Below are 18,494 nucleotides of genomic sequence, written 5' to 3'. Positions count from 1 at the left end.
GGCGCCCCTCTCAGGAGATGTTCGGGTTGAAGGTCACGATCACGTAGGTGCCCAGCACCAACGTGAACCCCATCGACAGCAGCAGGATGCTGTTCAGCCAGAAGCGGGTGACGTCCTTGCGGGTGTAGTCGTCGATGATGTTGCGCAGACCGTTGCCGCCGTGCAGTTGCGCCAGCCACAACAGGGCCAGATCCCAGAACTGCCAGAACGGCGACGCCCAGCGCTGGGCGACGAAGTTGAAGTCGATGCGGTAAACACCGTCGTCCCACATCAGCATGATGAACAGATGCCCGATCGCCAGGAGCACCAGCGCGATCCCGGAGAACCGCATGAACAGCCAGGCAAATTTCTCGAAGTTGGGGATGCCGGCGCGACGCCGCGGCGAGCGCGGGTTGTCCAGGCTGGCCGGCCGGTCGTAGCTGCGTTGCCGCACCGGGGCGACCTGGCCCGGGCCGAGCTGCAGATCGGGTGTGCTCATCGCAGGTGATCCCAGGCGTGAATGCCGATGACCACCCCGGCCATCACGAACGGCACCAGGAACCCGACGGCGACGATCCACAGCATGGTGCGCTGGTGGCGCGGACCTTCGGCCCAGAAGTCGATCAGGATGATCCGGATCCCGTTGAGCGCGTGGAAGAGCACCGCCGCCACCAGACCGAATTCCATCAGCCCGACGATCGGGGTCTTGTAGGTCGACAAGACCTCGTTGTAGGTCTGCGGGCTCACCCGGAGCACGGCGGCGTCCAGCACGTGCACGAAGAGGAAGAAGAAGATCGTGGCGCCGCTGATGCGGTGCAACACCCACGCCCACATGCCGGGGTCGCCCCGGTACAGGGTCCGCGGCGGCCTTCGTTTGCGAGAGGATCCCAGCGGTGCCGGGTCCGCGGTCGTCGTCGTCTGAATCACCCGCCTTCGAAAGAGGCCTGGAAGCGGCCCGGGAAAAGCCTTGCAGAACCGCTACCAAACATAACGCCGCGAGGTGGCCCGTAGTCCCGAACCATCCGATCAGAATCGCATGTTGTTTTCAGGTTAGGGTGGCTTTACCTGAAGGCAGTCATTGGTTGAGCGGGGTTGCGCAGTGCCTGGCATTGATTGGAACGTGTTGCGGGACAAAGCAATCGGTGCGGCCGCGCTGGCGTATGCCCCGTACTCGGGGTTCCCGGTGGGCGCGGCGGCGCTGGTGGACGACGGCCGGGTGGTCACCGGTTGCAATGTGGAGAATGTCTCATATGGCCTTGGTCTCTGCGCGGAATGCGGGCTGGTGTGCGCGCTGCACGCCACCGGTGGGGGCCGACTGATCGCGCTGGCCTGCGTCGACGGGCGCGGTGCGCCGCTGATGCCGTGCGGGCGCTGTCGCCAGGTGTTGCTCGAACACGGCGGTCCGCAACTGCTGATCGACCACCCGCGTGGGCCGCGACGCCTGACGGAGCTGCTCCCGGACGCGTTCGGTCCCGACGATCTGGGTCGGGAATCGTCTTGACAGACTTCGCATTTGACGCACCGACGGTGATCCGCACCAAGCGGGACGGCGGCCGGCTCTCCGGGGCCGCGATCGACTGGGTGATCGACGCCTACACCGGCGGCCGGGTGGCCCCCGAACAGATGTCGGCGTTGTTGATGGCGATCTTCCTGCGCGGCATGGACCGCGGCGAGATCACCGATTGGACGGCGGCGATGCTGGCGTCGGGCCCACGACTGGATTTCACCGAGCTGGGCCGGGTGACTGTGGACAAGCATTCCAGCGGCGGTGTCGGCGACAAGATCACGCTGCCGCTGGTGCCCGTCGTCGTCGCCTGTGGCGGCACGGTGCCGCAGGCGGCCGGACGTGGGTTGGGCCACACCGGCGGCACCCTGGACAAACTGGAATCCATCCCCGGGTTCACCGCGGACCTGTCCGGTCAGCGGGTGCGCGAACAGCTGCGCGACGTCGGCGCCGCCATCTTCGCCGCCGGTGAACTGGCGCCGGCGGATGCCAAGCTGTACGCGCTGCGCGACGTCACCGGGACCGTCGAATCCCTGCCGTTGATCGCCAGTTCGGTGATGAGCAAGAAACTGGCCGAGGGTGCCGGCGCGCTGGTGCTGGACGTCAAGGTCGGTTCCGGGGCTTTCCTGAAGACCGAGGCGGAGTCCCGCGAGCTGGCGCACACCATGGTCGAGCTGGGGCTCGCGCACGGCGTCCCCACCCGCGCGCTGCTCACCGACATGCAGTGCCCGCTGGGGCTGACCGTCGGCAACGCGCTGGAGGTGCAGGAGTCGCTGGAGGTGCTGGCCGGTGGCGGGCCGCCCGACGTGGTGGAACTGACCGTGCGGCTGGCCGCCGAGATGCTGGAGCTGGCCGGCCTGGACGGCCGCGATCCCGCACAGACCTTGCGCGACGGGACCGCGATGGACAGCTTCCGTCGGCTGGTCGCCGCGCAGGGCGGAGATTTGGCGAAACCGTTGCCGGTTGGTGGGCATTCGGAAACCGTCGCAGCCACCCGGGGCGGCACAATGGGCGACATTGACGCGATGGCGGTGGGGTTGGCGGCGTGGCGGCTCGGCGCGGGCAGGTCCCGGCCGGGTGCGCAGGTACAGCATGGCGCCGGGATCCGGATCCATCGCCGCCCGGGCGATCCGGTGGCTGCCGGCGAGACGTTGTTCACCCTGCACACCGAGACGCCCGGGCGGCTCGGTCCGGCGCTGGCCGAACTCGACGGCGCCTGGCACGTGGCCGACCACCCGCCCGAGCGCAGGCCATTGATTATCGATCGGATCACACCATGAACCTGAACCTGGAACAGATCCGCACGGCGCCCAAGGCGCTGCTGCACGATCACCTCGACGGCGGGCTGCGGCCGGCCACGGTGCTGGAGATCGCCGCTGAGATCGGCTACGACGGGCTGCCGGCCACCGACGCCGACGCGCTGGCGACGTGGTTTCGCACCCAGTCGCACAGCGGCTCGTTGGAGCGTTATCTGGAACCGTTCTCGCACACCGTGGCGGTGATGCAGACGCCCGACGCGCTGTATCGCGTGGCCCACGAATGCGTGGAAGATCTGGCCGCGGACTCGGTGGTGTACGCCGAGGTCCGGTTCGCCCCCGAGCTGCACATCAACCGCGGCCTGTCCTTCGACCAGGTGGTGGACGCGGTGCTGGAGGGCTTCGCGGCCGGCGAAAAAGCATGTGCCGCAACTGGTCACGGTATCAAGGTGCGCTGCCTGGTGACCGCGATGCGGCACGCCGCCATGTCCCGCGAGATCGCCGAGCTGGCGATCCGGTTCCGGGACAAGGGCGTTGTCGGATTCGACATCGCCGGAGCCGAGGCCGGCCACCCGCCGACCAGGCACCTGGATGCGTTCGAATACATGCGGGATAACAACGCGCGCTTCACAATCCACGCGGGGGAGGCATTCGGCCTGCCGTCCATCCATGAGGCGATCGCGTTCTGCGGCGCCGACCGGCTCGGTCACGGCGTGCGCATCGTCGACGACATCGAAATCGTCGATGGTGCGGTCAGGCTGGGTCGGCTGGCATCACTGTTGCGGGACAAGCGGATTCCGTTCGAGATGTGCCCCAGTTCCAACGTGCAGACCGGTGCGGTCGCCAGCATTGCCGAGCACCCGTTCGACCTGCTGGCCCGCAGCCGTTTCCGGGTGACCGTCAATACCGACAACCGGTTGATGAGCGACACCACGATGAGCGAGGAGATGTTCCGTCTGGTCGAGGCGTTCGGCTACGGCTGGAGCGATCTGCAGCGCTTCACCATCAATGCGATGAAATCCGCCTTCATCCCGTTCGACGAGCGGCTGGCCATCATCGATGACGTGATCAAGCCGCAGTACGCGGTGCTGATCGGCTGAATACGATCAATGGTGTGCAGCTGCCCGAGCGTGTTCGCGTCGACGAGGCGTCGACGTTCACCCTGCCCGACGGACGCAGCTTGGCCTATCTCGAGTACGGCGACACCGCGGGTTATCCCGCGTTCTACTTTCACGGCACCCCGAGTTGCCGGTTGGAGGGCGCCTTTGCCGACGGTGCCGCGCGCCGGCACGGCATCCGGCTGATCGCGGTGGACCGGCCCGGGTTCGGGCAGTCGACCTTGCAGCGTGGGCGCCGGTTCCGGGACTGGCCGGCCGACGTGTGTGCCCTGGCCGACGGGCTCGGACTGGGCGAGTTCGGCGTCGTCGGGCATTCCGGTGCCGGGCCGCACCTGTTCGCGTGCGGGGCGCTGATCCCGCCGGCGCGGCTGAAGTTCGTGGGAGCGCTGGCACCGTGGGGTCCGCTGGTGACACCGCGCATCCGGGCCAGTCTCAGTCGGACCGACGCGCTCTATTTCCGTGCCGCACAACGCGGTACCTGGATCTTCAACGCCGCGTACGTGCCGCTGGGCTGGTGTGCGCAATTCGCGTCGGGCCTGTTCGGCCGGCTGGTGACACTGTCACTGCCCGACATCGACCGGGACCACATGCGCGACGAGCTCTTCCTGCGGCACTTCGGCGCCGTCCAGCGTGAAGCGTTCCGGCAGGGCGGCCGGGGCGCCGCGTACGAGTCGTTTCTGATCTACCGGCCGTGGGGGTTCGAGGTCAGTCAGGTCGCGGTGCCGACGCACATCTGGCAGGGCGACGAGGACTCCTTCATCCCGCGGGCGATCGGCGAATATCTCGAGGGCGCGATCCCCGAGGTGGATCTGCACTGGGCCCCCGGCAACGGTCATTTCGCACTCAAATACTGGGACGACATCCTGGCGGCGTGCGTCGCCGGTCTAGATCCCCAGTAGCGACCCCAGGTAGGCGAAGGGCAGATAGATCGCGAGCGCGGCGTAGATCGGGATCAGCATCAGGAACAACACGTAGTAGAGAGCGGCCGCGAGCTGGAAAAACAGCGACGTCACGTCGCCGATGATCGAGGACACGACGTCGGTCAACGTGGCGGCGGGCAGCGGCTGCAGCGATGCCGCGTTGGCCGACTCGGCGCCCGCGTAGGCGCCGGCTGCCGCCCCGAGCTGCTGCACGAACTTCTCGTGATAGGCGGCAACCTGCCCGGCCACGCTCTGATAATCCCGGCCGAATTCGGCGAACAGTTGCGCGACGGCGCCGGACACTTCGTCGGCGGCCGAGGGAACAATGTCCTGGGTGGGCGCCGTGGCGGTGAGGTGCGCTGCGCGCAGCGCCGAGTCGATGGCCGCCAGATCGGTCGCAGCCTGCGCGATGAGCTCCGGCGCCGCAACCACCACGTCAGCCATACCGGTCTCGTCCTATTCGCGCCGCAGCCGCGAATCCACGAAGGACTCCAGCTTTTCCCAGCCCCGCACCGCCGCGGCGTACGGTCCGGCGGGTTTGCTCACCGAGTCCGGCTCCAGCACGTAGGCGATCAGCTTGCCCAGCGGCTTGTTCGTCTCCAGCGCTTTGTCGACGGTGCTCTCCTCGGAATAGTCCCCGATGTCGCGCAGCAGCTCGACGGCGAGGTCGAGCTGTTCGCGGTCCACCGCTTCCGGTCCGTCGGTGAAGTCGTCGGCCAGTCCGCTGAGCACGTAGACGTTCTCGTCGGTGATGTCGACTTTCAGCGAGCCGTCGGTGGCGGCGGTCCGGATGTCGTCGTAGGTGCTCAGGTCCGACAGGTCGTGATCGTGCTCGTCGGCGAGGTAGCGCGCCAGCGCCCGCTCGGAGCCGAACACGCTGATCCGGCCGTTGCGGCCCAGGAAGATCGGCCGGTCGTCCAGATAGCAGCGCAGGGTATAGAAGGTGCCCGAGCTGGTCATGATCTGGATCGGGTCGATGCCGACCTGCGTCCAGAAGTCGTCGGTGCCACCGAGCACCACGGTGTCGCCTTCGGCGCGGCCTTCTTCTTCTTCTTCGTCGTCGTCGTCTTCTTCGGCTTCGTCGTCGTCGGCCGCAGCCTCGTCGGCCTCGTCTTCCGGCTCGGCGGCCTCGTCGGCGTCCGCCGTGACGGCCGGCTCTTCGTCTTCTTCGATCTCCTCGTCGAGTTCTGCAGCCGCCTTGGCCGAGAGGTCCTCGTCGACCTCGGGGACGGTGGCGATGTCGTCGACGGCCTCGAGCACGTCGTCCCAGCTACGTGCGATCACCTCTGCGATCGTGTTCCACCGCTTCTGACCGGCTTTCCCGGCGAAGTGGTCGATGCCGCCCGAGACCGTGCCCAGCATCGGGTTGCCGTTGAAGAACTTCGAGATCGCCGGCAACTCGCAGACCGACCCGATGGACGAGACGATGGCCAACGCTCCGGCCAGCGCCGTCACCGATTTCTCGGTCGGCTTCTCGGCGACCAGCTCCTCGACCGCCACCAGGTCGAACTGGTTGTCCTCGGCGGGTTCCAGCTTCTGGGCGTGCGCCTCGGTGACGCTCTGCCAGCCCGGGTGGTCGGTCAGGTCGTTGTCGGCGTCGCTGCGCACGAAAGCGACCAGGTCGGCGACGCTCTCGAAAACGTACAGGTCGTCGTCCTTGCCCAGAAACGCTTCCCACTCGTCCCCGGAGTCGCGCCAGCGGGGCGCCCACAGCGTGTAACGGTCCCCCTCGGACAGGCTCAGGCGGATGGGCACGAGGTCAGCAGCCATGCGGCACACAATAGCGACCCGGCCCGACCCGGCTTATCCGCCCCAAATAGTTGCGATGGGTGCGGCGGTGGCCGCCAGGCCCGTTTTGGGCAGCCCGTACATCTCCTCGAGCGTGGCCAGCAGGTTGTAGTGATTGATGGTCTCGTTGTAGCTGCCCGGCTGCACGTGCGCGCCGTAGAACACCGTCGGGATCTGGTTGCGGGGACCGCCGTCGTCCTCGTCCCACGTCACGATCAGCAGGCTGTTGTTGGTCCTGGCCCAGGTGGCGTACGCGGCGAGGTGGGTGTTCAGCCAGGCGTCGCCCTGGGCGATCGACCCGTCGTGCATGTTGTTGTCGTTGTTGGGGATGACGATCGAGAGGGTGGGTAGGTTCGCGTAACCGCCCGGCTGCGGGAACGCCGAGAACGGCACCGAGACATTGGCCGGCACATTGCTGAAGTTCACCCACGGCACGTGCTTGCGGGCGTACTTGCCCGCGCTGCACACCGGCGAACCGACCGCGGGCAGGTCCTCGGAATAGCCGCCGAAGGTGCGGCCGGAGGCCAGCAACTCCGACGCCAGGTTCGGGGCGGCACCCGCGTTGAGCGGGCAGCTGTCCTTGGTGACGCCGAAGGTGCTGCCCGCGAACAGGGCCAGATAATTGGGTTCGCTGGGGTGGGTCTCGGCGAACGACTGCGCCATCATGGCGCCGCCGGCCGCAAGCGCGTTGAGGAACGGTGCCGCCTTGTTGCCGATGATGTCGGCCTGCGAGCGGTTCTCCTCGATCACCATCACCACGTGCGCATACCTGGGCAGGGTCGCGGCGGCCAGGGTCACCCGCGCCGCGGGCAGCGGCAGCGCGCAAAGCACCGCCATAGCACAGAAAAGGCTGGTCAGATGGCGTCGCACGCCCGGAGTATAGGGCTGGGAATGGCCGGCCGGCCGCACGACGACGCGCGTGTCAGCCGGCCTGCACCCGATCGTTATATAGGGTCGGGCCGATGGACGTGCACGTCATCGATCACCCGCTGGCCGCCGCCCGGCTGACCGTGCTGCGTGATGAGCGCACCGACAATGCCACGTTCCGCGCCGCGTTGCGCGAACTCACGGTGATGCTGGTCTACGAGGCGCTGCGTGAGGCGCCCAGTGTCCCGGTGCCGATCCGCACGCCACTCGCCGAGACGACGGGGTCCAAGCTGGCGCGTCCGCCGCTGCTGGTGCCGGTGCTGCGGGCCGGCCTGGGCATGGTCAACGAGGCACATGCCCTGCTGCCCGAAGCGCACGTCGGGTTCGTCGGTGTGGCCCGCGACGAGCAGACCGCCCAGCCGGTGCCCTACCTGGCGTCGCTGCCCAACGACCTGTCCGGGCTGCCGGTGCTGATCCTGGACCCGATGCTGGCCACCGGCGGCTCGATGGCGCACACCATCGAGCAGCTGCAGGAGCGTGGCGCCACCGACCTCACCGCGCTGTGCGTGGTGGCGGCGCCGGACGGGGTGGCGGCGATGGAAAAGGTGGCGCCGGACGCGCGCCTGTTCACCGCGGCCATCGACGACGGGCTCAACGAGATCGCCTACATCGTGCCCGGACTCGGAGACGCCGGCGATCGTCAGTTCGGTCCGCGCTGAGTCACCAGCGGGCTATCGCAGCCACCAGTTCGTCGCGCACCGAACGCGCGCGGATGCGGGCAGCATCCAGGTCTGCGCTGGGTGTGCAGCGAATCTCGAGGTAGCACTTGAGTTTCGGCTCGGTACCCGACGGCCGGACCACCACCCGTACGGACGTCTGGTCGGCACCGCCGGTGAAGATCAGCGCGTCGGCGCTGGCGGTTCTGTCGAAGCCGGCCAGCTCGGGCGGCGGTGCCTCGCGCAGCCGACGCAGCAGCGCGGCGGCCTCGTCGGTGTCGGCGACCCGGCGCGGCACCGCGGCGACCTCGTGCACGCCGTGGCGACGGGCCAGGTCGTCGAGCGCGTCGGAGACCGTGCGGCCGCGCAGCGAGGCCACCAGATCGCAGCACAACACCGCGGCGCTGATGCCGTCCTTGTCGCGGACCGCGGCCGGGTCGACGCAGTGCCCGATCGCCTCCTCGTAGGCGTACACCAGGCTGCCCGGCTCATCGGCGTCGGCGCGGGCCAGCCACTTGAACCCGGTCAGGGTCTCGACGTGCCGCGCGCCACGGTGCGCGGCGATCGCGGCCAGCATCCGGGACGACACCACGGTGCTGGCCACCGTGGGAGGGTCGCCGCGGTGCCGGGACAGAATGTAATCGCCCAGCAGCCACCCGGTTTCGTCACCGGAAAGCATCCGCCAGCCACTCGGCCCGGGTATCCCGACAGCGCACCGGTCGGCGTCGGGGTCCAGCGCGATCGCGACGTCGGCGCCGACGTCGGCGGCCAGCGCGAGCAGCGCATCGGTGGCACCCGGCTCCTCCGGGTTGGGAAAGGCGACGGTGGGGAAGTCGGGGTCGGGGTCGAACTGCGCGGCGACGGTGTGCACATCTGCGAAGCCGGCCCGGCGCAGCGTCTCGACGGCCACCGCGCCGCCCACCCCGTGCATCGGCGTCAACGCCACCCGCACCGTGCCGTCGCCGCGCCGCACTGCGGCCGCCCGCCGGATGTAGCGCTCGACCAGACCGGTGTCGGCGGGCGGCACCGGGGTGCGGGCGATCTGGTCGGCCGGGGGAGCGTCGGCCATCGCGGCTTCGATCCGGCGGTCGGCGGGGGAGATGATCTGCACACCGCCGTCGAGGTACACCTTGTAGCCGTTGTCGCCCGCCGGGTTGTGCGAGGCGGTGATCTGCACGCCGGCGACCGCTCCGGTGGCGCGCACCGCGTAGGCGACCACCGGCGTAGGCACCGGAGCGCTGCATAGCAGCACTGAAAAACCTTGAGCGGCAAGCACTTCGGCGGCAGCAGTGGCGAACGTCGCCGAGCCGTGCCGGGCGTCGCGTCCCACGATCACGGTGCCGGGCCGGTCGAGCACCCGGGCCAGCGCCCAGGTCGCGCGCAGCACCACGGCCAGGTTCATCGCGTCGGGGCCGCCGCGCACCGGCCCGCGCAACCCGGCGGTGCCGAACCGCAGCGGTCGGGCGAAGCGCGCGGCCAGCTCGTCGGGATCCAGCGCGGCGAGTTCGGCGGCCGTCTGGGGGTCGGGGTCGTGCGCGATCCAGGTTTCCGGGGTCACGGCACCCGGCGGATCACGTCGGCCAGCAGCGACCCCATCCGGGCGGCGGCCGCGGCGCCGGTGGCCAGCACCTCGGCGTGACTCAACGGCGCACCGGAGATCCCGGCCGCCAGATTCGTCACCAGCGACACGCCCAGCACCTCCGCACCCGCCGCCCGCGCGGCGATCGTCTCGTGCACGGTGGACATCCCGACCAGGTCGGCGCCGAGCACCTGCAGCATCCGGATCTCGGCGGGGGTCTCGTAGTGCGGCCCCGGCAGGGCGGCGTAGACGCCTTGCGTGAGCTGCGGATCGCAGTCGCGGGCCAGCGCCCGCAGCCGCGGCGCGTAGGCGTCGGTGAGGTCGACGAAGTGCGGGCCGACCAGGGGTGAGCGCGCGGTCAGATTCAGGTGGTCACTGATCAGCACCGGCTGGCCGACCGCCATGTCGGCCCGCAACCCGCCCGCCGCGTTGGTCAGCACCACGATCCGGGCCCCTGCGGCGCACGCTGCCCGCACCGGGTGCACGACGTGCTGCAGGTCGTGTCCTTCGTAAGGGTGGATGCGGCCGGCCAGCACCAGCACCCGGTGCGCGCCGACCGGCACCGACAGCAACTCACCCGCGTGACCGGCGGCCTGCGGCGGGGCGAAGCCGGGGATCTCGGCCTGCGCCAACACGGCGGTCGGGGCGCCCAGCGCGGTGACCGCCGGTGACCATCCCGACCCCAGCACCACCGCGATGTCGTGCCGGTCGATACCGGTGCGTTCGGCGATGACGCGAGCAGCCTGCGCCGCGATCTCGTCAGGACGGGGCGCCATGCTGGTCACATTGCGCGAGCCTAGCTCGTCGCGCCCCGCACTCCGGAGGTGTGTGATGATCGGCTCTGTGAGATTGCGCGAACCGTCCTGTGTTGTGTTGGCCGCCGTAATTTTCGCTGCCGTCCTCGCGTTGCCGATCGCCCCGCCGCCCCGCGCGATCGCCGACGAGTGCCCCGACGTCGAACTCGTCTTCGCCCGCGGCACCGCTGAACCGCCCGGCCTGGGCCGGGTCGGGGACGCGCTGCTGGCCGCGCTGGGCCCCGCCCTGGGCGGCCGCAGCCTGGGCGTGTACCCGATCAACTACGCGGCCAGCTACAACTTCCTCACCACCGGCGACGCGGCCAACGACGCCCGCGACCACATCGCCTTCATGGCCGAACAGTGCCCCAACACCAAGATCGCGCTCGGCGGCTTCTCCCAGGGTGCGGCCGCGATCTCGATGCTGGCGGGGGTGCCGCCGCTGGGTGAGCGGATCGGCACGTTCGGCTCGGCTGCGCCGCTGGATCCGTTCCTGACCGGGCGCGTCACCGCCGTCGCGGTGTTCGGCAACCCCGGCAACCGGTTCAACACCCCGCTGTCCACCTCCGGCGGGTTCGCGGGCCGGGCGATCGACCTGTGCAGCGAGAACGATCCGGTCTGCGTGGTCGGGGGTCGCGACCGCGAGGCGCATCACGCCTACGAGAACCCGCCCTGGCCGGGCCAGGCCGCGCAGTTCCTTGCCGCACGGGTCTGACCGATGGCATGGGCACCGATGAGATACTGCCGAGATGCCCGTAGCACTGGACCGCGTCGAAGAAGTGGTGCGCCGGCGCGGCGGTGACCTGGTAGCGCTTTCCCACGCCATCCACGCCGAGCCCGAGCTGGCGTTCGCCGAGCACCGCAGCTGTGCCAAGGCCAAAGAGCTGATCGCCCAGCGCGGGTTTCAGATCGGCCCGGTCGCCGGACTGGACACCGCGTTCCGGGCGGAGTTCGGCAGCGGCCCGCTGGTCGTCGGGGTGTGCGCGGAGTACGACGCGCTGCCCGAAATCGGGCACGCCTGCGGACACAACATCATTGCGGCCGCGGGGGTGGGCGCAGCGCTGGCGTTGGCCGACGTCGCCGATGAACTCGGCCTGACGGTGGCCCTGCTGGGCACGCCGGCCGAGGAATCGGGCGGCGGCAAAGCCTTGATGCTGCAAGCCGGGGCGTTCGACGATGTCGCGGTGGCGGTGATGGTGCATCCCGGGCCCACCGACATCGCCGGGGCGCGGTCGCTGGCCCTGTCCGAGGTGACCGTGCACTACCGGGGCAAGGAATCGCACGCCGCGGTCGCCCCGCAGCTGGGGGTCAATGCCGCCGACGCGGTCACCGTCGCGCAGGTCGCGGTCGGCCTGCTGCGCCAGCAGTTGGCGCCCGGACAGCTGTTGCACGGCATCGTCACCGACGGCGGACAGGCCGTGAACGTGATCCCCGGCCGCGCCGCGTTGCAGTACGCGATGCGCGCGATCGACTCCGATTCGCTGCGCGAGCTGGAAGGCCGCGCCTACGCGTGTTTTTCCGCGGGGGCGCTGGCCACGGGCTGTGAATACGAGATCGACGCGGCCGGCCCGGCGTACCTGGAGTTGCAGCCCGACGAGTGGCTGGCCAACGTGTTCCGGGCGGAGATGCGGCGGCTGGGTCGCGAGCCGGTGCCCGCCGCGGTCGAGGTGGGACTGCCGATGGGCAGCACCGACATGGGCAACGTGACGCAGGTGATGCCGGGCATTCATCCGGTGATCGGTGTCGACGCCGGCGGCGCCACCGTGCATCAGCGGGCCTTCGCCGCCGCGGCCGCGGGACCCAGCGCCGACCGGGCCGTCGTGGAGGGCGCGATCATGCTGGCGCGCACGGTGGTCGCGCTCGCATCCGACTCCGGTCAACGCGAGCGGGTGCTGGAGCTGCGGGGACGCCGGGTGGCGTCATGAGTCTGGTCGACAGCGCCGAATCCTGGCTGGCCGCGCACTACGACGACCTGGTGGACTGGCGCCGACACATCCACCGGTACCCCGAGCTGGGCCGACAGGAGTTCGCCACCACGCAGTTCGTCGCCGAGCGGCTGGCCAACGCCGGGCTGAACCCCAAGGTGCTGCCCGGCGGCACCGGCTTGACCTGCGACTTCGGCCCCGAGCACCAACCCAGGATCGCGCTGCGCGCCGATATGGACGCGTTGCCGATGGCCGAGCGGACCGGCGCGCCGTACGCCTCGACCGTCGCCGACGTCGCACATGCCTGCGGTCACGACGCGCACACCGCGATCCTGCTGGGCACCGCGCTGGCGCTGGCGTCGGTGCCTGAGCTGCCGGTGGGGGTGCGGCTGATCTTCCAGGCCGCGGAGGAGCTGATGCCCGGGGGTGCGATCGATGCGATCGCCGCCGGTGCGCTGACCGGGGTGTCGCGGATCTTCGCGCTGCACTGCGATCCCCGGCTCGAGGTGGGCAAGGTCGCAGTGCGGCTGGGGCCGATCACCTCGGCGGCCGACCAGCTCGAGATCACGCTGCATTCGCCCGGCGGGCACACCTCGCGCCCGCACCTGACCGCCGACCTGGTCTACGGGCTCGGCACGGTGATCACCGGCCTGCCGGGTGTGTTGTCGCGCCGCATCGACCCGCGCAACAGCACCGTGCTGGTGTGGGGGGCGGTGAACGCCGGCAACGCGCCCAACGCCATTCCGCAGTCCGGGGTGCTGGCGGGCACGGTGCGCACCGCCAGCCGGCAGACGTGGGTCGATCTGGAAGCGATCATCCGGGACGCCGTCGCGGGCCTGTTGTCGCCGCTGGCCATCGAGCACACGCTGCAGTACCGGCGCGGCGTGCCGCCGGTGGTCAACGAGGACATCTCGACCCGCATCCTCACCCACGCGATCGAGGCCGTCGGCCCGGACGTGCTGGCCGACACCCGGCAGTCCGGCGGCGGCGAGGACTTTTCCTGGTACCTCGAGGAGATACCCGGGGCGATGGCCCGGTTGGGGGTCTGGTCGGGCGAGGGGCCGCAGCTCGACCTGCACCAGCCCACCTTCGACCTCGACGAGCGCGCCCTGGCCATCGGCGTGCGGGTGATGGCCAACATCATCGAGCAATCCGCTGCCTTCTGAGGTACTTCGGTCTGCTTGTTACTGCCGAGCGGCCCCATATGTGCGCGAAAACGGGTCTGCGACCGGCATTTTGAGGACGCTCGCGCGGTGAATTGTGGGCGCGTTAGGTGGTGCCGAAGATGGGTCGCGTGCATGCCGGACTCGGTCAGCTGCTCAACGAGCAACAGGGCGTCGTCACCGCGGCCCAGGCCCTGAGCATGGTCAGCCGCCGCAACCTGGAGACCTGCGTCCGGCGCGGCGAGCTGCGCCGGATCTGGCACGGCGTCTACGGCAGCGGCCGCGACACCGCTGCTCTGCGACTGCGCGGGCTCGACCTGTTGGCGGGCACGACGGTCGCCATCTGCCTGCACACGGCCGCGGCCAGTTACGGGTTTGCCACCGAACGCGACACCGACCTGCACGTGCTCAACCCCGACCAGGGGCACCTGCACTCCACGCGGGGTCTCGTGGTGCACCGCCGCGAGGACGCGCCACTGGTATCAGTGCGCGGCCGGCCGACGACGACGCCCGCGTGGACAGCGATCGAGGTGGCGCGCAGCCTGCGCCGGCCGCGTGCGCTGGCTACTCTGGACGCGGCCCTGCGCAGCGGTCGCTGCCGGCCCGACGAGCTGGCCGAAGCCGTCGAGTCGCAGGCCGGGCGTCGCGGCATCTGCACCGCCCGGGCGCTGCTTCCGCTGGCGTCACCGCTGGCCGAGTCGCCGATGGAGAGCGAAGCCCGCCTGGTCATGATCGACGGCGGACTGCCGGAACCGGTGCTGCAGTACAACATCGTCGACCTGACCGGGCGGCTGTGGCGGGTCGACTTCGCCTGGCCGGAATGTCGTGTCGTCGCCGAGTACGACGGCGTGGACTCGCACAGCAGTCCCGAAGCGTTCAGATACGACCGACTCCGGACCGCGGCGCTGCAGGATCTGGGCTTCATGGTCGTGGCGATGGTGGCCCAGGACGTCAGGTGTGAACCCTGGCATCTCGTGCACCGGCTCAGAACGCGACTGGACCGAGGTCGCGCGGCGGGACCGTCACCAGCGGCCTGAAAATGCCGTCACAACGGGCATTTCGCCGCACCTATGAGGACGCTCGGCGCACCAGGGCGCACCGGAAAGCCTCAGGCGCTGGTCCCCGGACCGATGTTGCGGGCCGGGCGGGTCCGCAGATCGTGCACGTAATCGGCTGGGGCGCCGGCCTTTTCGGCGGCATCGGCCATCACACCGAGGTAGCGCGCCGACGGCAGCCCGCCCTCCCAGGCATCCAGCACATAGAGCCACGCCAACACCGGGTCGATGTCGGTGTCGGAGGATTCCCGCTGCACGCGGCAGCGGATCTTCTTGTGCACGCCGAACTCCGAGCCCTCCCACCGGTCCAGGTTCATTTCGTCGGCCGGCGTCATGTCGTAGAGCACCACGAACACCTGCGAGGTGGGCTCTTCGACGACGGTGGCCAGCGCACCCTCCCAGCCGATGTCCTCCCCGCCGAACGTCAGCCGCCAGCCCGGTAACCAGCCGGTTCCGGCCATCGGCGAGTGCGGTGCGCGCTTGAGCATCTGCTCGGGATCCATGTTCGAGCCGTACGCGGCGTAGAGCGGCACGGGGAAAGCTTAGACGCTAGGTTTGGTGGCTGTGACGACGCGCATCGTGATCCTCGGCGGCGGCCCGGCCGGATACGAGGCGGCCCTGGTGGCCGCCAACTCGCGCCCCGATGCCGAAGTCACGGTCGTCGACTCCGAAGGCATCGGCGGCGCGGCCGTCCTCGACGACTGCGTGCCGTCCAAGACCTTCATCGCCTCGACCTGGCTGCGTACCGAGCTGCGCCGGGCGCCGCGACTCGGCTTCGAGATCGACATCGACGACGCCAAGATCGACCTGCCGCAGATCCACGCGCGGGTCAGGAACCTCGCCGTCGAGCAGTCCGAGGACATCGCGGCGCAACTGCGCGATGTGGGCGTGCACCTGGTGGCCGGGCGCGGTGAGCTGATCGACCCGGCCCCCAACCTGGCCCGGCACCGGATCAAAGCTACGGCCGCGGACGGGACCGTCACCGAGCACGACGCCGACGTCGTGCTGATCGCCACCGGCGCCAGCCCGCGTGTCCTGCCGTCGGCGCAGCCGGACGGCGAGCGCATCCTGACCTGGCGGCAGCTCTACGACCTCAAGGAGCTGCCCGAACACCTCGTCGTGGTGGGCTCGGGGGTGACCGGCGCGGAGTTCGTGCACGCCTACACCGAGCTCGGGGTGCCGGTGACGGTGGCGGCCAGCCGCGACCGGGTGCTGCCCTACGAAGACGCCGACGCCGCGGCGGTGCTCGAAGAGTCGTTCGCCGAGCGCGGCGTGAAGTTGTTCAAGAACGCGCGCGCCGAGTCGGTCAAGCGCACCGGCAACGGCGTCCTGGTCACCATGACCGACGGACGCACGGTCGAGGGCAGCCACGCGTTGATGACCATCGGGTCGGTCCCCAACACCAGTGGTCTCGGGCTGGAGCGGGTCGGCATCGAGCTGGGCCCCGGCGACTATCTGAAGGTGGACCGGGTGTCGCGGACGTCGGTGCCGGGCATCTACGCCGCGGGCGACTGCACCGGCCTGCTGTTGCTGGCGTCGGTGGCGGCGATGCAGGGCCGCATCGCGATGTATCACGCGCTGGGCGAAGGTGTCAGCCCGATCCGGCTGCGCACGGTCGCGGCGACGGTGTTCACCCGGCCGGAGATCGCCGCCGTCGGGGTCCCCCAGTCGGCGATCGACGACGGCGAGTTCAGCGCCCGTACCATCATGCTGCCGCTGCACACCAACGCCCGCGCCAAGATGTCGGGGCTGCGGCAGGGCTTCGTCAAGATCTTCTGCCGCAAATCCACCGGCGTGGTGATCGGTGGGGTGGTGGTGGCGCCGATCGCCTCGGAGCTGATCCTGCCGATCGCGGTCGCGGTGCAGAACCGGATCACGGTCAACGAGTTGGCCCAGACCCTGGCCGTCTATCCGTCGCTGTCCGGTTCAATCACCGAGGCCGCCCGGCGGCTGATGGCCCACGACGATCTGGACTGATCGTCGAATTCACAGAGTGAAGACCGACTCGAGGACCGGCAACCCACTAGCCTTGGCTGAGTACCGCTACTGACGAGTAACCGACAGGAGTCTGTGGTCGTGAGCAACCCGATCGAGAGCGAACCCGCCGCGTCGGCCCTGGGCCCCGAACAGCGGGCACTCGCCTGGGAGCGTCTCGGTACCGAGCAATTCGACGTCGTGGTGATCGGCGGCGGGGTGGTGGGCTCGGGCTGCGCCCTGGACGCGGCCACCCGCGGGCTGAAGGTGGCGCTGGTGGAGGCGCGTGACTTCGCCTCGGGCACCTCGAGTCGCTCCTCGAAGATGTTCCACGGCGGCCTGCGCTATCTGGAACAACTTGAGTTCGGCCTGGTGCGCGAGGCGCTGTTCGAACGCGAGCTGTCGCTGACCACCCTGGCGCCGCACCTGGTCAAGCCGCTGCCGTTCCTGTTCCCGCTGACCAAGCGACTGTGGGAACGGCCCTACATGGCTGCGGGCATCTTCCTCTATGACAGTCTGGGCGGCGCGAAATCGGTGCCGGCGCAGAAGCATATGACCCGCGCCGGGGCGTTGCGGCTGAGCCCGGGCCTCAAGCGCAACTCGCTGATCGGCGGCATCCGCTACTACGACACCGTGGTCGACGACGCCCGGCACACCATGATGGTGGCGCGCACCGCGGCGCACTACGGCGCGGTGGTGCGGTCGTCCACCCAGGTGGTGGCGCTGCTGCGGGAGGGCGACCGGGTCACCGGGGTGCGGGTGCGCGACTCCGAGGACGGCGAGATCACCGAGGTCCGCGCGCACGTGGTGATCAACGCGACCGGAGTCTGGACCGACGAGATCCAGGCGTTGTCCAAGCAACGCGGCCGGTTCAAGGTGCGCGCCTCCAAGGGCGTGCACGTGGTGGTGCCGCGGGACCGCATCGTCAGCGACGTCGCGATCATCCTGCGCACCGAGAAGTCGGTGATGTTCGTTATCCCGTGGGGCAGCCACTGGATCATCGGGACCACCGACACCGACTGGAACCTCGATCTGGCCCATCCAGCGGCCACCAAGGCCGACATCGACTACATCCTGGGCACGGTCAACACCGTGCTGGCCACCCCGTTGACGCACGCCGACATCGACGGTGTCTACGCCGGGCTGCGGCCGCTGCTGGCCGGGGAGAGTGAGGAGACCTCCAAGCTGTCCCGGGAGCACGCCGTGGCGGTGCCCGCGGCCGGCCTGGTCGCGATCGCCGGCGGCAAGTACACCACCTACCGGGTGATGGCGGCCGACGCGGTGGATGCCGCCGCCGAGTTCATTCCGGCCCGGGTCGCGCCGACGATCACCCAGAAGGTGCCGTTGATGGGCGCCGACGGCTACTTCGCCCTGATCAACCAGACCCAGAACGTCGGCGCGATGCGTGGCCTGCACCCCTACCGGGTGCGCCACCTGCTGGATCGCTACGGGTCGCTGATCGACGAGGTACTGGCGATGGCGGCCAAAGACCCCAGCCTGCTGGGGCCGATCACCGACGCGCCCGGGTACCTGAAAGTGGAAGCCCTCTACGCCGTCGCGGCTGAGGGGGCGCTGCACCTCGAGGACATCCTGGCGCGCCGGATGCGGATCTCGATCGAGTACTCCCACCGCGGCGTCGACTGCGCGCGCGAGGTGGCCGAGCTGGTGGCGCCGGTGCTGGGCTGGAGTGCGGCCGACGTGGATCGCGAGGTCGACAACTACAAGGCGCGGGTGACCGCCGAGATCCTGTCGCAGGCCCAGCCCGACGACGTGTCCGCCGACGAGTTGCGCGCCAGCGCACCCGAGGCGCGCGCGGAGATCCTCGAACCGGTGCCCCTGAATTGAGGGCCGCCCCG

19 protein-coding genes are annotated in these 18,494 nt (G+C 69.8%); 11 read left to right on the top strand and 8 right to left on the bottom strand.

The window, feature by feature from the left end:
* Positions 1-10: 10 nt before the first annotated feature.
* Together ACZYZ9_RS21765 and sdhC are read right to left on the bottom strand one after the other, a co-directional pair.
* Positions 11-478 (bottom strand): succinate dehydrogenase hydrophobic membrane anchor subunit, encoded by a 468-nt coding sequence (locus ACZYZ9_RS21765; protein ID WP_463828333.1) that lies wholly within the window; start codon positions 476-478, stop codon positions 11-13.
* On the bottom strand, positions 475-813 hold the full coding sequence (sdhC, locus tag ACZYZ9_RS21760) for a succinate dehydrogenase, cytochrome b556 subunit (protein WP_463828332.1): 339 nt from the start codon (positions 811-813) through the stop codon (positions 475-477). The genes ACZYZ9_RS21765 and sdhC overlap by 4 nt, the downstream gene beginning before the upstream one ends.
* 265 nt (positions 814-1,078) lie before the next feature.
* Here sdhC and ACZYZ9_RS21755 point away from each other — a divergent pair, with 265 nt between their 5' ends.
* From ACZYZ9_RS21755 to ACZYZ9_RS21740, 4 genes are read left to right on the top strand one after another with little or no spacing between them, the layout of a single operon-like run.
* Complete coding sequence (locus ACZYZ9_RS21755) at positions 1,079-1,480, top strand: cytidine deaminase (RefSeq protein ID WP_463828331.1); 402 nt, start codon at positions 1,079-1,081, stop codon at positions 1,478-1,480.
* Positions 1,477-2,763, top strand: coding sequence for a thymidine phosphorylase (locus ACZYZ9_RS21750; protein ID WP_463828330.1), 1,287 nt, complete (start codon positions 1,477-1,479; stop codon positions 2,761-2,763). Before ACZYZ9_RS21755 ends, ACZYZ9_RS21750 begins: the two co-directional genes overlap by 4 nt.
* A complete protein-coding gene (locus tag ACZYZ9_RS21745) occupies positions 2,760-3,839 on the top strand; it encodes an adenosine deaminase (RefSeq protein ID WP_463828329.1) in 1,080 nt (359 codons plus the stop codon). The genes ACZYZ9_RS21750 and ACZYZ9_RS21745 overlap by 4 nt, the downstream gene beginning before the upstream one ends.
* Before the next feature lie 20 nt (positions 3,840-3,859).
* Entirely contained in the window at positions 3,860-4,756 is an 897-nt protein-coding gene (locus ACZYZ9_RS21740; protein WP_463828366.1) for an alpha/beta fold hydrolase, read from the top strand.
* On the opposite strand, the gene ACZYZ9_RS21735 is transcribed toward ACZYZ9_RS21740, so the two are convergent.
* From ACZYZ9_RS21735 to ACZYZ9_RS21725, 3 genes are read right to left on the bottom strand one after another with little or no spacing between them, the layout of a single operon-like run.
* Positions 4,742-5,221: a PE family protein gene (locus ACZYZ9_RS21735; RefSeq protein WP_463828328.1), complete on the bottom strand. Its 480-nt coding sequence runs from the start codon at positions 5,219-5,221 to the stop codon at positions 4,742-4,744. The two genes, ACZYZ9_RS21740 and ACZYZ9_RS21735, sit on opposite strands and share 15 nt — an antisense overlap.
* Before the next feature lie 12 nt (positions 5,222-5,233).
* Positions 5,234-6,547 carry a protein export chaperone SatS gene (satS, locus tag ACZYZ9_RS21730; protein ID WP_463828327.1) on the bottom strand — a complete coding sequence of 438 codons (1,314 nt, stop codon included), beginning with the start codon at positions 6,545-6,547 and terminating at the stop codon, positions 5,234-5,236.
* Positions 6,548-6,580: 33 nt separating this feature from the next.
* The gene (locus ACZYZ9_RS21725; RefSeq protein ID WP_463828365.1) at positions 6,581-7,402 is read right to left on the bottom strand and encodes an alkaline phosphatase family protein; all 822 of its coding nucleotides are present in this window, start codon (positions 7,400-7,402) and stop codon (positions 6,581-6,583) included.
* 125 nt (positions 7,403-7,527) lie between these two features.
* Here ACZYZ9_RS21725 and upp point away from each other — a divergent pair, with 125 nt between their 5' ends.
* Entirely contained in the window at positions 7,528-8,151 is a 624-nt protein-coding gene (gene upp / locus ACZYZ9_RS21720) for a uracil phosphoribosyltransferase (protein ID WP_463828326.1), read from the top strand.
* A gap of 1 nt (position 8,152) precedes the next feature.
* Here upp and ACZYZ9_RS21715 read toward each other — a convergent pair whose 3' ends face one another.
* Together ACZYZ9_RS21715 and ACZYZ9_RS21710 are read right to left on the bottom strand one after the other, a co-directional pair.
* Complete coding sequence (locus ACZYZ9_RS21715; protein WP_463828325.1) at positions 8,153-9,706, bottom strand: phospho-sugar mutase; 1,554 nt, start codon at positions 9,704-9,706, stop codon at positions 8,153-8,155.
* On the bottom strand, positions 9,703-10,503 hold the full coding sequence (locus tag ACZYZ9_RS21710; protein ID WP_463828324.1) for a purine-nucleoside phosphorylase: 801 nt from the start codon (positions 10,501-10,503) through the stop codon (positions 9,703-9,705). Before ACZYZ9_RS21710 ends, ACZYZ9_RS21715 begins: the two co-directional genes overlap by 4 nt.
* A gap of 67 nt (positions 10,504-10,570) precedes the next feature.
* On the opposite strand from ACZYZ9_RS21710, the gene ACZYZ9_RS21705 reads away from it, so the two are divergent.
* From ACZYZ9_RS21705 to ACZYZ9_RS21690, 4 genes are all read left to right on the top strand, one after another.
* Positions 10,571-11,236 (top strand): cutinase family protein, encoded by a 666-nt coding sequence (locus ACZYZ9_RS21705; RefSeq protein WP_463828323.1) that lies wholly within the window; start codon positions 10,571-10,573, stop codon positions 11,234-11,236.
* 34 nt (positions 11,237-11,270) lie between these two features.
* The gene (locus ACZYZ9_RS21700; RefSeq protein ID WP_463828322.1) at positions 11,271-12,446 is read left to right on the top strand and encodes a M20 family metallopeptidase; all 1,176 of its coding nucleotides are present in this window, start codon (positions 11,271-11,273) and stop codon (positions 12,444-12,446) included.
* Complete coding sequence (locus ACZYZ9_RS21695) at positions 12,443-13,612, top strand: M20 family metallopeptidase (protein ID WP_463828321.1); 1,170 nt, start codon at positions 12,443-12,445, stop codon at positions 13,610-13,612. Before ACZYZ9_RS21700 ends, ACZYZ9_RS21695 begins: the two co-directional genes overlap by 4 nt.
* A gap of 128 nt (positions 13,613-13,740) precedes the next feature.
* Positions 13,741-14,646 (top strand): DUF559 domain-containing protein, encoded by a 906-nt coding sequence (locus ACZYZ9_RS21690; RefSeq protein ID WP_463828364.1) that lies wholly within the window; start codon positions 13,741-13,743, stop codon positions 14,644-14,646.
* A gap of 71 nt (positions 14,647-14,717) precedes the next feature.
* On the opposite strand, the gene ACZYZ9_RS21685 is transcribed toward ACZYZ9_RS21690, so the two are convergent.
* On the bottom strand, positions 14,718-15,197 hold the full coding sequence (locus tag ACZYZ9_RS21685) for a gamma-glutamylcyclotransferase (protein WP_463828320.1): 480 nt from the start codon (positions 15,195-15,197) through the stop codon (positions 14,718-14,720).
* A gap of 31 nt (positions 15,198-15,228) precedes the next feature.
* Here ACZYZ9_RS21685 and ACZYZ9_RS21680 point away from each other — a divergent pair, with 31 nt between their 5' ends.
* Together ACZYZ9_RS21680 and ACZYZ9_RS21675 are read left to right on the top strand one after the other, a co-directional pair.
* On the top strand, positions 15,229-16,641 hold the full coding sequence (locus ACZYZ9_RS21680; RefSeq protein WP_463828363.1) for an NAD(P)H-quinone dehydrogenase: 1,413 nt from the start codon (positions 15,229-15,231) through the stop codon (positions 16,639-16,641).
* A gap of 99 nt (positions 16,642-16,740) precedes the next feature.
* Positions 16,741-18,483, top strand: a complete 1,743-nt coding sequence (locus tag ACZYZ9_RS21675) for a glycerol-3-phosphate dehydrogenase/oxidase (RefSeq protein ID WP_463828319.1) — start codon at positions 16,741-16,743, stop codon at positions 18,481-18,483.
* The last annotated feature ends 11 nt before the right edge of the window (positions 18,484-18,494 follow it).

The organism is Mycobacterium sp. IDUB_28, assembly GCF_055419285.1.
The sequence above is the reverse complement of the archived record's forward strand: the minus strand, read 5'-3'. Positions and strand labels throughout refer to the sequence as shown.